The sequence below is a fragment of the Nocardioides ginkgobilobae genome, assembly GCF_054781275.1.
This window is the reverse complement of the sequence record NZ_BAAGUS010000024.1, coordinates 1-14,015: the sequence shown is the minus strand read 5'-3', so window position 1 is coordinate 14,015 and position 14,015 is coordinate 1. Positions and strand designations below refer to the sequence as shown.

Annotated in this window: 14 protein-coding genes; 12 read left to right on the top strand and 2 right to left on the bottom strand. The window is 70.0% G+C overall.

Annotated elements, in window-relative coordinates; translation table 11 throughout:
* Positions 1–62 precede the first annotated feature (62 nt).
* The 3 genes from ACYVID_RS16930 (at position 63) to epsC (ending at position 2,394) form a co-directional block, all read left to right on the top strand.
* A complete protein-coding gene (locus ACYVID_RS16930) occupies positions 63–749 on the top strand; it encodes a TetR/AcrR family transcriptional regulator (RefSeq protein WP_460739063.1) in 687 nt (228 codons plus the stop codon).
* A 119-nt stretch (positions 750–868) separates the two neighbouring features.
* Positions 869–1,792, top strand: a complete 924-nt coding sequence (gene cysK / locus ACYVID_RS16925; protein WP_460739061.1) for a cysteine synthase A — start codon at positions 869–871, stop codon at positions 1,790–1,792.
* A gap of 5 nt (positions 1,793–1,797) precedes the next feature.
* Entirely contained in the window at positions 1,798–2,394 is a 597-nt protein-coding gene (gene epsC / locus ACYVID_RS16920) for a serine O-acetyltransferase EpsC (protein ID WP_460739059.1), read from the top strand.
* 19 nt (positions 2,395–2,413) lie between these two features.
* Here the strand turns inward: epsC and ACYVID_RS16915 are convergent, their stop codons facing one another.
* Together ACYVID_RS16915 and ACYVID_RS16910 are read right to left on the bottom strand one after the other, a co-directional pair.
* The gene (locus tag ACYVID_RS16915) at positions 2,414–3,445 is read right to left on the bottom strand and encodes a spore photoproduct lyase family protein (protein WP_460739102.1); all 1,032 of its coding nucleotides are present in this window, start codon (positions 3,443–3,445) and stop codon (positions 2,414–2,416) included.
* Positions 3,446–3,467: 22 nt separating this feature from the next.
* Complete coding sequence (locus ACYVID_RS16910) at positions 3,468–5,093, bottom strand: RecQ family ATP-dependent DNA helicase (protein ID WP_460739057.1); 1,626 nt, start codon at positions 5,091–5,093, stop codon at positions 3,468–3,470.
* Positions 5,094–5,250: 157 nt separating this feature from the next.
* Here ACYVID_RS16910 and ACYVID_RS16905 point away from each other — a divergent pair, with 157 nt between their 5' ends.
* The 9 genes from ACYVID_RS16905 to ACYVID_RS16865 all read left to right on the top strand — a co-directional run bounded on the left by ACYVID_RS16905 (position 5,251) and on the right by ACYVID_RS16865 (position 13,925).
* Positions 5,251–5,430: a hypothetical protein gene (locus ACYVID_RS16905; protein WP_460739056.1), complete on the top strand. Its 180-nt coding sequence runs from the start codon at positions 5,251–5,253 to the stop codon at positions 5,428–5,430.
* A 98-nt stretch (positions 5,431–5,528) separates the two neighbouring features.
* Positions 5,529–6,554, top strand: coding sequence for a putative nucleotidyltransferase substrate binding domain-containing protein (locus ACYVID_RS16900; protein WP_460739054.1), 1,026 nt, complete (start codon positions 5,529–5,531; stop codon positions 6,552–6,554).
* On the top strand, positions 6,554–6,757 hold the full coding sequence (locus tag ACYVID_RS16895) for a hypothetical protein (protein WP_460739052.1): 204 nt from the start codon (positions 6,554–6,556) through the stop codon (positions 6,755–6,757). Before ACYVID_RS16900 ends, ACYVID_RS16895 begins: the two co-directional genes overlap by 1 nt.
* Positions 6,757–9,516 carry a sodium:solute symporter family transporter gene (locus tag ACYVID_RS16890; RefSeq protein ID WP_460739050.1) on the top strand — a complete coding sequence of 920 codons (2,760 nt, stop codon included), beginning with the start codon at positions 6,757–6,759 and terminating at the stop codon, positions 9,514–9,516. Before ACYVID_RS16895 ends, ACYVID_RS16890 begins: the two co-directional genes overlap by 1 nt.
* The gene (locus ACYVID_RS16885) at positions 9,513–9,887 is read left to right on the top strand and encodes a response regulator transcription factor (RefSeq protein ID WP_460739048.1); all 375 of its coding nucleotides are present in this window, start codon (positions 9,513–9,515) and stop codon (positions 9,885–9,887) included. The genes ACYVID_RS16890 and ACYVID_RS16885 overlap by 4 nt, the downstream gene beginning before the upstream one ends.
* Positions 9,884–10,852: a PAS domain-containing protein gene (locus tag ACYVID_RS16880; protein ID WP_460739046.1), complete on the top strand. Its 969-nt coding sequence runs from the start codon at positions 9,884–9,886 to the stop codon at positions 10,850–10,852. Before ACYVID_RS16885 ends, ACYVID_RS16880 begins: the two co-directional genes overlap by 4 nt.
* Positions 10,842–11,951, top strand: a complete 1,110-nt coding sequence (locus ACYVID_RS16875; RefSeq protein ID WP_460739044.1) for an AAA family ATPase — start codon at positions 10,842–10,844, stop codon at positions 11,949–11,951. The genes ACYVID_RS16880 and ACYVID_RS16875 overlap by 11 nt, the downstream gene beginning before the upstream one ends.
* Before the next feature lie 5 nt (positions 11,952–11,956).
* A complete protein-coding gene (locus ACYVID_RS16870; RefSeq protein ID WP_460739042.1) occupies positions 11,957–13,249 on the top strand; it encodes a 5-methylcytosine restriction system specificity protein McrC in 1,293 nt (430 codons plus the stop codon).
* A gap of 19 nt (positions 13,250–13,268) precedes the next feature.
* Positions 13,269–13,925: an endonuclease domain-containing protein gene (locus tag ACYVID_RS16865; protein WP_460739040.1), complete on the top strand. Its 657-nt coding sequence runs from the start codon at positions 13,269–13,271 to the stop codon at positions 13,923–13,925.
* Positions 13,926–14,015 lie beyond the last annotated feature (90 nt).

Here is a 14,015-nt window from a genome sequence, read left to right as displayed (position 1 = left end):
GGGTAGTATCGCGGCGCTGCACACCCGATAGGTGTGCGGCGCGGCGAAGGACGGAGCACCGGATGGTCGAGCAGCAGCCCTCCCCGCCGAGAAGGAACTGGCGGTCTCAGGAAGAGCTGACACTGCCACCGATCCTGTCGGCGTCGCGCGATGCCTTCTACGAGTCCGGCTACCACGGCACCACGGTCCGCGACATCGCTCGTCGTCTCGGTGTCACCGTGCCGGCGCTCTACTACCACTACGAGAACAAAGAGGCATTGCTGCTCTCCATCCTCGACGCATCCATCGAGCACCTGACGCGCCTGTGCGAGGCGGCTGTCAGAGATGCCGGGGACTCTCCGGTCGACCGCTTCCTCAACGTGGTCGAGTGCATCACCCTCTACGAGGCCACGGCCAAACGGACCGCCATGATCGATCACGAGATGCGACTGCTCTCGCCCGACCTGCGGTCCCTCTACGCCGGAAAGCGGCGTCGCGTCGAGGACATGCTCCTCGACGCCGTGCGGGACGGCATCGCCACCGGTCAGTTCGACGCGGCGGACGCAAAGGACACCACCCGGGCGATCCTGGGGATGCTCCAGGCGATCCCGATGTGGTATGACCCTGCCGGACCCATCACGCCCACGGATCTGGCTCGGCGCTACCTGGACATCTGCGCCCACACAGTGGGAGCACCCGCTGCACTCGTCGGACAGCTCCGCAAGAAGCGCAGGTCTCGTCGGGACGCGGTGCAGGGCGCTGCTCGGTGATGGCCCGCTCGCTCCTGCAGCGCTGACGGTCGCTCCGGCGAGAGCCGGACCGCTGGCTGCCCCCGCTACGGTTGACGGGTTGTCGCGCCACTGCGCGGCAGGTGCGGAAGGGATAGCGGATGCGGATCTTCGACAACATCGCCCAGACCGTGGGGCACACCCCGCTGGTGCGGATCAACCGGATCGCCGGCGAGGCGACGGTGCTCGCGAAGCTGGAGTCGTTCAACCCCGCCAACAGCGTCAAGGACCGCATCGGCGTCGCCATCATCGACGCCGCCGAGGCCTCCGGCGAGCTCCGGCCCGGCGGCACCATCGTCGAGGCCACCAGCGGCAACACCGGCATCGGGCTCGCGATGGTCGGCGCCGCGCGCGGCTACCGGGTCGTGCTGACCATGCCCGACACGATGAGCCTCGAGCGTCGCGCCCTGCTGCGCGCCTTCGGAGCCGAGCTGGTGCTGACGCCCGGCAGCGGCGGCATGAGGGCGGCGGTCGAGGAGGCCGAGAAGCTCGCCGGCGACGGCGCGGTGCTGGCCCGCCAGTTCGCCAACCAGGCCAACGTCGAGATCCACCGGCGCACCACGGCCCAGGAGATCTGGGACGACACCGACGGAGGGGTCGACATCTTCGTCGCCGGCGTCGGCACCGGCGGCACCATCACCGGGGTCGGCCAGGCGCTGAAGGAGCGCAAGCCCGAGGTACAGGTCGTCGCCGTCGAACCGGCCGAGTCCCCGATCCTCAGCGGGGGCCAGCCCGGACCGCACAAGATCCAGGGGATGGGCGCCAACTTCGTGCCCGAGATCCTCGACCGCGACGTGTACGACGAGGTGGTCACCGTCGACGCCGCGACCGCAGTCGACTTCGCTCGCCGGGCCGCCACCGAGGAGGGCATGTTCGTCGGCATCTCCTCCGGCGCCGCCCTGGCCGCGGCCGTCCAGGTCGCCCAGCGACCCGAGAATTCCGGCAAGACGGTCGTCGTGGTGCTGCCGGACTTCGGTGAGCGCTACCTCTCCACGATCCTCTTCGAGGGGATGACGGAGAGCTGAGCCGCGTGCGCACCAGCAACGCCCCGGGCAGGTGGTGGTCGGCGGTCCGTGAGGACGTCGAGGCCGCCCTGGCACGCGACCCTGCCGCCACCTCGCGGCTCGAGGTCGCGCTGGCCTCGTCGGGGCTGCACGCCATCTGGGCGCACCGACTGTCCCACCGGCTGTGGCAGCATCGCCGCACGCGCCTCGTGGCGAGACTGCTCTCCCAGGTGAGCCGCGCCGTGACGGGAGTGGAGATCCACCCCGGCGCCCGGATCGGGCGCCGCTTCTTCATCGACCACGGCATGGGCGTGGTCATCGGCGAGACCGCCGAGGTCGGCGACGACGTGCTCTTCTACCACGGGGTCACCCTCGGCGGCCGCTCGTTGCGGCGGGTCAAGCGGCACCCGACGGTGGGCAGCAACGTCGTGGTCGGCGCCGGCGCCCGGCTGCTCGGCCCGATCACGGTCGGCGACCACGTCCAGATCGGCGCCAACGCCGTGGTGGTCAAGGACGTCCCGGCACACAGCGTCGCCACCGGCGTACCCGCGACGACACGTCCGGTCGACCCGACCGCGTCCGACCCCGACCGGATGTTCCGCGACCCGGCGCTCTGGATCTGAGCCGCGGGCGTGTGACAGCTCAGAACGCGTAGCGCACCCGGATGTACGGCGCCCTCTCGGCGATCAGGTCGGTGAGCTGGGTGACGTACGACCGCTTGGCCGCGGCCCGGTAGCGGACGTTTCGCTGGCCGCTCTGGCTGGTCTTCGCCTCCTGCAGCTCCGGACGCCACAACAGCTCCTCGGCCCTCGGATGCCACCCCAGGTTGACCTCGTGGAGCCCGGCGTTGTGGGTGAGCAGGATGATCTCGCAGGCCAGCTGCTGCTTGGCACGCTCGCCGACCACGTCGTCGATCTCCTGCAGCAGCATCGCCCAGTCATCCAGCCACCTGTCGTAAACGATCACCTGGCTGAAGTTCAGGTGCACCTCGTAGCCGGCCTCGACGAAGTCGTCGATGGCCGCGATCCGCTCGGAGATGCGGGAGGTGCGCAGGTCGACGAGCCTGCTCACCGACTGCGGCATCAGCGAGAAGCGCACCCGGGTGCCGCCGCGTGGGTCGTAGCCGAGCAGGTCCCGGTTGACGAGCTTGGTGGCGAACGACGCCTTGGCGTTGGGCAGCTCGGCGAAGAGCCGGACCAGGTCGCGGACGTTGTCGGAGACCATCGCGTCGACCGAGCAGTCGCCGTTCTCACCAAGGTCGTAGACCCAGTCCACGGGGTCACACTGGTTCGGCTCGAGCTTCATGCCCTGCCGGTCGGCGTGGCGCCCCAGGTAGCCGAGGATGCTCTCGATGTTGACGAACGTGGTGATCGGGGTGGCGTAGCCCTTGCGCCGTGGCACGTAGCAGTAGGAACAGGCCATCGCGCAGCCGTTGGAGGTCGAAGGCGCGATGAAGTCGCTGGAGCGGCCGTTGGGTCGTGCCGTCAGGCTCTTCTTGACGCCGAGGACCAGCACGTTGCGCTTGTTGCGCACCCAGTCCTCGACGTTTCCCGGGTTGCCGTAGAGCCCCGGGATGTCCTGGTGGCTGGGCACCTCGACCCGCGCCGCGTCGGGGAACCGGTCCAGGATCTGGGTGCCGCGCGGGTACTGCGCGACCTCGGGCTCGTGGTAGATCGTGGTGACGTCGAGCAGTTGCTCAGATCGTATCGAGCAGTCCCTCGTCCTCGACGACCTGCAGCGACAGGGTCCGGTAGCCGTCGTCGAACAGCACGGTCACGCGGTCCTCCTCGACGTCGGTGACGACGCCCTCGCCGAACTCGCCGTGCCGCACCCGGCTCTCCAGCGCGTACGCCGCGGGCGTCGCCGAGGCGTCCGGCTCGGCGGCGATGCCGTGGGTGCAGTTGTCGCAGTGCCCGCACAGCCCCTCGGTTGCCTCCCCGAAATACGCCAGCAGGTAGGCGCTGCGACAGCGGGTCGTCTCGGCGTACCCCTGCATCATGTCGACGCGGGACTGCTGCAGCCGGCGCTGTGCCTCGGCGCGCGCCACCACCGCGTCGACGACCTTCCTGCCTGCGCCACTGGGGCCACCGGCCTCCTCGACGAGGTCGAGCAGGTTGAGCAGCCGTGCGGCCTTGCGCGGTCCGAGCACGGTGCGTTCACGGACCGCGGGGAGGCGGTCACCTTCGCGGGGGAGTCCCGCGGCGGCCTCGGCCACCCGGGCGACGTCGTCGGGGTCGGGCAGGCCACCGCTGAAGAAGCGGCCGAGCGACAGGTCCTTGTCGCGGTAGACGAGGTGGACGCGGGCCGGCTCGCCGTCGCGGCCGGCGCGACCGATCTCCTGGTAGTAGGTGTCCGGTGACTCCGGCACCTGGGCGTGCACGACGAACCGGATGTCGGGCTTGTCGATGCCCATCCCGAAGGCGGACGTCGCCACGATGACGTCGAGCCCGCCCTCTAGGAACGCGTGGTGCACCTCCTCGCGGACGCGCTGCGGGAGGCCGGCGTGGTAGGCGGCGGTACGCCGACCGAGCTCGGCGAGCGCCTCGGCGTACTCCTCGGTCGCCTTGCGGGTGCGGCAGTAGACGATGCCGACGCCCTCCTCGGCGGCGACGGCCTCGAGGACAACCCGGCGCTGGTCGTCGGGTTCCTCGACGCGGGTGACCTCGAGCGCGAGGTTGTCCCGGGCGAAACCGGTCACCACCAGCTCGTGGTCGGTCAGCCGGAGCCGTTCGACGATGTCCTCCCTGACCGGGAGGGCCGCGGTCGCGGTCATGGCGATCGTCGGGGGGCTGCCGAGGTCGGAAAGCAGGTCTCCGAGACGGAGGTAGTCGGGGCGGAAGTCGTGCCCCCACGAGGACACGCAGTGCGCCTCGTCGACGGCGACGAGACTCGGCCGCACGGACGCCAGCCGCGCCCGGACCTCGTCGTTGGCGAGCTGCTCGGGGGAGCAGAAGAGGAACTCCAGCGTGCCCGCAGCGGCCTCGGCGAGGACCGCCTCCTTCTCCGCCTCGCTCTCGGCGGAGCTGACCCGACCGGCGCGCAGCTCGGGGTGCTCCTCCCCGAGGTTGGCGATCTGGTCGCGCTGCAGCGCCAGCAGCGGTGAGACCACGACGGTCACGCCGTCGATGAGCAGCCCGGGGAGCTGGTAGCTGAGGGACTTGCCCGACCCGGTGGGCGAGACCAGCAGGACGTCGCGTCCCTCCAGCAGGGCGCCCATCGCCTCCTCCTGCCCCGGCAGGAGGGACTCGTGACCGAAGTAGCGGCGTGCTGCCCCGCGCAGTCGGTCGAGGGTGCCGGCGGTGGGCGCGGGAGGCGGCGTCATGGCGGCAGCGTCTCCCCGAATCGCGTGGGTCAAGCACGGTGGGGTCGATCGGGTCCGGTCCGCTCCAGATCGCCCGGACCCATCCCCGCGGTCGGGGGCGGCGAACCAGTCACACGAGACCGAGGTCACGTCGACCTCGTGTGATGAGGGAGTGCACATGTTGTTCTACGTTTTCTTCTCCGCGGTGGTGGTGCTGGCCGCGGTCGTCGGGTGCATCGTGATCTGGGGGTACGACGCGGTGCGCGCCGACCGCAGCGAGGTCGATGTGCGGGAGGCGACCAGGACCGGGCTCACCCCCGAGGCCCGGCGACTGATCGCCGCCCGCCACAGCGACTGACCGGGCGACCCGAGCGGCCTCCGGGATCCGTGCCGTCCGGGGTGACGCCGCACTAGGGTGAGGCTCACGGGAGGTGGGCCGTGGCCGGTGCGGAGCAGATGAGCGGACCGCTCGGGCTCGTCGACGCGCTCGACGACGTGGCCCGGCTCGAGCCGCTCGCGTCGTACGCCGAGGAGATGACCCGGGCGACCGAGCGGCAGCTCGACGACGGCGTCGACGTACTCGAGGTCACGCAGACGGTCGCACACGCCAACGACGTGCTGACCTCCCGGCTGCTGACCCTTGCCGAGGAGAGTCTGGGGTCGCCGCCGTACGCCTATGCCTGGTTGGCGCTCGGGTCGCACGGGCGTGGCGAGCAGGTCCTCTCCAGCGACCAGGACAGTGCGCTGACCTACGGCGGGCCGCGGCTCGCCCCCGGAGACCCGGACGAGTACTTCGCCGCGCTGGCCGCGCCGGTCGTGGACGGGCTCGCGTTGGCCGGGATCCCGCGCTGCACGGGCGGCTACATGGCCACCGAGTGGTGCCACCACCTCGACACCCTCACCGGCTACTTCGAGCGCTGGGTCAACGACCCGCTGCCGAGCGCGCTGCTCAAGGCCGAGATCTTCCTCGACGTCCGGCCGGTGCACGGCGAGCTCGACGTCAGCCGTCTCGACGAGATCCTGGTCGCCGGCGGGCGGCGCGGCACCTTCCTCAAGCACATGGCGGCGGCCACGGTGACCTTCCGGCCGCCGGTCGTCCTGCTCGGACACGTCCACACCGACCACGGTTGGCTCGACATCAAGAAGAGCGGCACCGCGGCGATCGTGCTGCTGGCCCGGCTCTACGCCCTCGCCGCCGGCACCAACGCCCGCACCACCGAGCTGCGGCTGCGCGCCGCCGGTGCCGCTGGCACCCTCAGCGCCGACGGGGTGGGCCGGCTCGTCACCGCCTACCGCGCGCTGACCGGTCTGCGCCTGCGTCACCAGATCGAGCAGGTACGCCGCGGCGTACCGATCGACAACCGGGTGCGGGTCGGCGACCTGACCGCCGAGGAGCGCCGGGCGCTGCGCGACGCGATCCGCACCGTGCGGGTGATGCAGGAGATCACCGCGAACCGCTATCAGACGCACACGGTGACCTGATGGGACGACGGGTGGACGACGGGCGCACCAGGGCGAGGCTGGTGGCGCTGGCGGTGGCGGCCTTCGCGCTCTTCGGCTACCCACTGCTGCGGGTCTTCGACCGCGAGGTGATCGTGCTCGGGGTGCCGCTGGTGTGGCTCTACGTGTTCGCCGCCTGGGGCCTCCTGATCGCCCTCGTCGCGCTCGTCGTACGGGAGCGCTGATGGTCTCCACATGGGTGGTGGTCGCGGTCTCGGTGGCCTATCTGGGTGTGCTCTTCGCGATCGCCTGGTTCGGTGACCGGCAGGCGGCCCGGGGACGCAGCATCATCAGCAACGGCTACATCTACGCGCTGTCCATCGCCGTCTACGCCACGTCGTGGACCTACTACGGCAGCGTCGGGAGCGCGGCCGAGGGCGGCATCGCGTGGCTGCCGATCTACCTCGGCCCGATGGTCGTGGTCATCCTCTGGTGGGTCGTGCTGCGCAAGATCATCCGGATCTGCAAGCGCGACCGGATCACCTCCCTCGCCGACTTCGTCTCCGCCCGCTACGGCAAGAGCCAGCTGCTCGGCGGTCTGGTGACCGTGATCGCGGTCCTGGGCCTGGTGCCCTACATCGCGCTGCAGCTCAAGGCGATCTCCACGACGTTCACGATCCTGCGGAGCGAGGCGGGTGCGGCCACCACCGGCGACGGGGCCGTCCCGCTGCTCCAGGACACCGGCCTGTACGCCGCCCTGATGCTGGCGGCGTTCACGATCGTCTTCGGCACCCGCCACCTCGACGCCACCGAGCGGCACGAGGGCATGGTCGCCGCGATCGCCTTCGAGTCGCTGGTCAAGCTGGTCGCCTTCCTGGTGGTGGGGGCGTGGGTGACCTACGGGCTCTTCGACGGCTTCTCCGACGTCGTCGAGAGGGCGGCCGAGCGACCGGAGCTGGCCGAGCTGATGACGCTCAGCCCCAACACCGGCTACGACACGTTCTTCTGGCTCACCGTGCTCTCGATGCTGGCGTTCCTGCTGCTGCCGCGACAGTGGCAGGTGTCGGTGGTGGAGAACGTCGACGAGCGCCACCTGCGCACCGCGATGTGGCTGTTCCCGCTCTACCTGCTCCTGATCAACCTCTTCGTGCTGCCGATCTCCCTCGGGGGCCTGCTGACCTTCGGACCGGAGGTCGACGCCGACACCTTCGTGCTGGCCCTGCCGATGGCCGACCAGCAGTCCCTGCTGGCGCTGCTGGTCTTCGTCGGTGGTCTCTCCGCCGCCACCGGGATGGTGATCGTGGAGACGATCGCCCTGTCGACGATGGTCTCCAACTCGGTCGTCATGCCGCTCCTCCTGCGCAGCAGGGGCGCGCTGCGCGGACGGGGCGACCTGGGCCGGCTGGTTCTCCTGGTCCGGCGCGTCACGATCGTGGCCCTGCTGCTGCTCGGCTTCGTCTACTTCCGGGTTGCCACCGACGCGCTCGGCCTGGTGCAGATCGGCCTGATCTCCTTCGCCGCGGTCGCGCAGTTCGCGCCGGCGGTCCTCGGCGGCCTCTACTGGAAGGGCGCCACCCGCGCCGGCGCGCTCGCCGGACTGGTCGCCGGGATCTCGATGTGGGGCTACACGCTGCTGTTGCCGTCGTTCTCCGACTCCGGCTGGATGCCGTCGAGCCTGCCGACCGAGGGGCCGTTCGGCATCGAGCTGCTGGCGCCGCACGCCCTCTTCGGCCTCGACGGGCTCGACCCGGTCGGCCACGCGATGCTGTGGAGCATGCTGGTCAACGTGGGCATGACGGTCGGGGTCTCGCTCTTCAGCACCCCGCGCCCCGTGGAGAGCGTGCAGGCGGCCCTGTTCGTCGACGCGATGAGCCGGCCCACCGGCACCCCCGACCTCGCGCTGCGGCGCGGCGAGTCGACGGTGGGTGCGTTGCGCGGACTGCTCGAACGCTTCGTCGGGCCCCAGGGCGCGCACGCCGCGCTCACGGCGTACGCCGCCCGCACCCGTGCCGACGTGACTCCCGAGGCGGTCGCGGACGCCGAGCTCATCCGCCACGTGGAGGCGCTGCTGGCCGGCTCGGTCGGCTCGGCGTCGGCGCGCGTGATGGTGTCCTCGGTGGTCTCGGAGGAGCCGCTCGGGATGGCCGAGGTGATGGAGATCCTCGACGAGGCCTCGCAGGTGCGCGCCTACAGCCACGCCCTCGAGGCGAAGTCCCGCGAGCTCGAGCGAGCCACCGCCGAGCTGCGCGAGGCCAACGAGCAGCTGCAGGAGCTCGACCGGCTCAAGGACGACTTCGTCTCGACCGTCACCCACGAGCTGCGCACGCCGCTGACGTCGATCCGGGCGTTCTCCGAGATCCTGGTGGACAACCCCGACCTCGACCCGGACGAGCGGCAGGAGTTCCTGGTGCCCATCGTGGAGGAGACCGAGCGGCTGACCCGGCTGATCAACCAGGTCCTCGACCTGGCCAAGCTGGAGTCCGGGGCGGGGGAGTGGCACGTCGAGCCGGTCGACCTGCGCGAGGTCGTGCAGACCTCGGTCGCCGCGACCGCGCAGCTCTTCCGCGAACGCGACATCTCCCTCGACGTCGAGATCCCCGAGGGACTGCCGCCGGTCGCCGCCGACGCCGACCGGGTGGCCCAGGTGATGGTCAACCTGCTCGGCAACGCGGCGAAGTTCGCCGCCCCGGAGCGGGGGGCTGTACGGGTGTCGGCGTCGGTGCGCGACCCCGGTACCGGTGCCGGCGGGGACGGCGAGGTGCAGGTGGATGTGGAGGACAACGGCGGCGGCATCCCCGCGGAGGACCGCGCGGTCGTCTTCGACAAGTTCCGCCAGGGCGGGGACGCCCGGCGCGGCCGGCCGTCCGGCACCGGCCTCGGGCTGCCGATCAGCCGCGAGATCATCGACCACCTGGGCGGAAGGCTGTGGGTCGCCGACCGCCCCGGCCCCGGCGCCACCCTGTCGTTCACGCTGCCGGTCGCGCACGCGGAGGTGGAGAGATGAGCAAGAAGGTCCTGATCGTGGACGACGAGCCCAACATCGTGACGTCGCTGGAGTTCGTGATGCGACGCAGCGGCTACGAGACCGCGGTGGCACGCGACGGCGAGGAGGCGCTCGCCGAGGTGGAGCGCTTCCGCCCCGACCTGGTGCTGCTCGACGCGATGATGCCGCACCGCGACGGCTACGAGGTCTGCCAGACACTGCGGGCGACCGGGTGGACCGACCTCAAGATCGTGATGCTCACCGCGAAGGGACGCGAGGCCGAGCGCACCAAGGGCCTCGCCGTCGGCGCCGACTCCTACGTGGTCAAGCCCTTCTCGACCCGCGAGCTGGTGGCGCACGTGCAGGAGCTCCTCGGCGAGGACGACGCGTGAGACCCGGCCTGTCGGCAGGCGCGTGGCGCGCGGTCGGAGGGGTCACGGCGTACGTCGTGGTGGTCGCGGCCGCGCTGGTCTGGCTCCTGCTCGCCGAGGTGGACCCGCTGGCCGTCGGCGTGCTGGCGCTGCTCGCGGTGGTCGGCCTGGTGGCGATCCTCGCCCGCGTCCTGGGAGTCACCGCCGCGGCCGTCCGGCGGATGACCGAGGACACCGGCGTGATGGTCGACGCGAACCCCGCGCACCGGATCGGCGAGGTGCGCGCCGAGGAGCTCCGGCCGCTCGCGACGGCGATCGACCGGCTCGCGGAGCGCCACGAGTCCACGCTGCACGAGGCGGAGGGCCTGGCCGAGGTGGCGCGGCGCGACATGGAGTCGGAGCGCAACCGGCTGGCTGTGCTGATGGCCCAGCTCACCGTCGCGGTGGTGGTGTGCAACCGGGAGGGCCGCATCCTGCTCTACAACGAGGCCGCCCGCACCCTCTTCGGCGAAGCGCCGGTCGGTCTGGGGCGGTCGGTGTTCGGGCTGGTCGACCGGGGCCTCCTCGCGCACGCGGCGTCCCGGCTCGTCGGCGGGCGGGGAGGCGACTACACCGCGACCACGCTGCACGAGGACCGGCTGCTGCGGGTGCGGGTGACGCTGGTGCCGGAGCCGGGCGACAGCGTCCCGTCGACGGGGTCGGGGTTCGTGCTGGTCCTCGAGGACCTGACCCGTGAGACCCGCGCCGGGGACGACCGCGAGCGGCTGGTGCGCACGATGACCGAGGCCACCCGGGCCTCGCTAGGCAGCATCCGGGCCGCGGCCGACAATGCCCTGGACTTCCCCGACCTGACCGCCGACGAGCCAACTGAGGTCAGCAGCACGATTCTCAGCTGCATGGCTTCGGCCGCACTACGGAGCGGGACCAGGACCGTCCAGGGCTACTACAACTTCACAGACGGGACGGGCTACTGCCATGCCGATTGAGGCCGACATCAGCCCAGACGCCCGTGCGGTGTTGAAGGCTCTCGCGATCCGCAAAAACGTCATCATCACCGGTCCGCCAGGCACCGGAAAGTCCCGGCTGCTCAACGAGGTCCGCGAGCTGTTCCAGTGGAAGCAGGGGGAGACGGGTTCGGCGCCGACCGGCCGGATCCCCATCCCGGCATCCTCCGGACCGATCCCGCCATGGTTCCCCAGCCCTGACCAGGACGTCACCCGCAGCGTCTTCCAGACGGTCTTCGACCAGAACACCAAGTACCGGGACTTCATGCGCGGACTCGTGCCCAAGGTCGGCGAGGCCGGCGCATTCGTCGTGACCAGCGGAACGCTCTACCGGGCAGCCAAGCATGCGGGCCACGATGGCAACGCCGCCCTCGTCCTCGTCGACGAGATCAACCGCGGTCCTGCCGTCGCTTCATTCGGTAGTGCGCTCGTTGGCCTTGAGGCTGACAAGCGACTTCCCACCGACGGCACGGCCACCGAGACGACACAGTTCTTCGAGATCCTGGGCGACGGTGGGGAGCACGAGTCCTTCGCGCTTCCTCATGACCTCTACATCCTCGCGGCGATGAACGAGGCCGACACGAGCGTTGAGCCCCTTGACGTCGCGTTCCTGCGCCGGTTCCACATCCACCGCCTCGAGCCGCAAGAGGACGTGCTGCGCGATCACCTCGGCCTCGACCCAACACCTGCTCCGCTGCCTGAGAGCCCATCGAGCGCCGAGGACTACTACGAGGCGCTTGCCCAGGCATTCACCAAGATCAACGAGCAGGTACTCCTGGGCAGGGGACAGGCCTATCAGCTCGGCCACGGTGCCCTGATGCACGCACCCGCAGACTCCGCCGTTGCAGCTGCCCAGGAGTACGTCGCCACCGCCTGGGCGACACTCCGCGGCCACATCGACGAGGTCTTCTACGGGAACACCCGAGCGGTCTCCGACGTCCTGCGTGCCGAGAACAGCAAGAGCGTCTACTCCTTGGTGGAGTCCACCTTCGCAGGGCAGACGGTTCGACGTATCTCCGGTCCTCTTCGCCCGACTCCCGAGGAGCTGTACAAGCTCCTCGCCCTCATTGCGACCGAGTGACGGCCATGGACCGGCTCGTGCTCCAGGAGCTTCGAGAGCGGCCACGGACAACCGGCGAGGTCGCCTCACTGAGCGGGATCTCCGAAGGCGAGGTCCTGATCCAGCTGCGAGAGCTCAATGACCGTGTCAAGACGCTGCTCGGCTACGAGAACGACCCGATCACCACCACCAGCGGCGGGACGTGGAAGGCGGACGGCGTCGCAGGCCTGCTTCGCCTCAACGCCAGCGTCGAACTGGAAGTGGTGCCCAAGTTCCTGGACCCGTCGACGAGCGGTTGGCGTAGCGACTTCTTTCTGCTCGCCGTACTCGTCCGAACCGGCCACCTCCTAGTCCACGATGAAATCTCCGCCGGCACCCAGGACCGCGGCGACCTCGCAACACTGATCGCCAGGTCCTTGCTCAACCTCCACTCCGAGAATGAGCGCCGACCAATCCGCTCCTACCGTCGAACGACCAGTTCCGACTTCGCAATCGACGGCGATGTCGAATGGGAGACCGTCGTCCTGCCGGACCCGGACGGCTTCGAGGTGTCCCGACTCGAACTGACCCGTCGCAATCCCTACAACGCGACGCTGGCGGCTGCCGTCGCAACCCTGATCCCAGAAGTCGCGGACGCGGATACCCAGGCGCAGCTCAGACTGCTCGGCCGACAGTTGGCACCCCAGTCGAACCCGCCGGCTGTGTTCGCGCCACTTCCGGTCCGCCACCGCGGCTGGCAGCAGGCCTACGACCTGGCTCGACTCGTTGTCGAGGGACTGGGCCTCAACCTCGACGGCGGTGCTTTCACCGGCCCAGGATTCCTGCTGTCGACCTGGTCGGCCTGGCAGTCGCTCTGCGAGGAGGTCGTGCGTCGGGCGCTTCCAGACCACAAGGTAGTAGGGCAGATGCGATGGGTCCTCGGCCATCGCGGCACGCAACCGGTCTACGCCACACCCGACATCACCCCCCTGACCGGTTCGCTCGCCACGCTTCTCCTTGACGCCAAGTACAAGACCCGTGTCGGTCGGACGCCCAGCATCAGCGCAGCAGACGTGTACGAGTCTTTGGCGTTCCTCCGCGCATCCGGCGCGACAAACATGAAACTTCTCTACCCCGCTCTGAGCGCACCGGAGCATCTGCCGCTGGGGGAGTGGAAGTCGTTCGACGAAATCAAGGTCGACGATCTGACGATCACGGGCTACGAGGTCCAGGTCCAAGGCCTCGCCCGAGCCGGAGGATTCGATCAGCTGGTTGCCGGCGCACGGGCCGCGCTACAGCCAAGCCTCACAACGGCTGCTAATGCCACCCAGAGCGCTTGAGCCCGGCCCAACGCCGGCCGTGGGCGATACCGCCCCAGATGCGACCAGCGAGGCGCAGCCCAAGGCGCGCACGGTACTGGACCTCCCACCGGGACGACGGGAGAACCTGCTCTGGCGGCTGAGTTCGCTCGAAGAGGTTCACGTGAACAAGCCGCTTGAGGAGCTGCTCGACACCTGCACATCCCAGGCGGGCATGACCTACGGCGACCGCGCGGTGCAGGACCGTTCCGGGGTGTACCACCTGTTCTCAGGCGATCGCTCGATCTGCCTCGGGTCGGCCACCCCATCAGAATGGTGCGACGGACAAGTCCGGTTCGGCGCCGGTGAGGCCGCGGTGAACGTTGCCCAAGTGCCGCTCGAGCAACGCTGCGCGCGAGCGGCCGGCCGCTGGCCGTCGCCTGCCACTGGTCGGGACGCACGGGCGACCGTGCGCCGGCAGCTCGTCGAGGCACTAGGGCCAGGATGTGCGACATGCCCTGATCCTTGGGCGACGAAGATCGACCACGATCACTTCACCGGCCTGGTCCGCGGGTACCTGTGCACGAGCTGCAACACGGTTGTCGACCTGTGCCCGCACCTGTCTGGTTGCCGGTTCTCGGAGTACCTCACCGAACCGCCGGCACGAGCTCTGGCGATCACTTATCCGGCTCTTCGTACCTGCGGTGGGAGTGGGTGAGCGACTTGGCATGACGCGGTCGGGGTGAATGGGGTCGAGGCCCTCCAGGATCGGGAGCGACCAAGCTGCCCAACCGGAAGGCCTCGACGA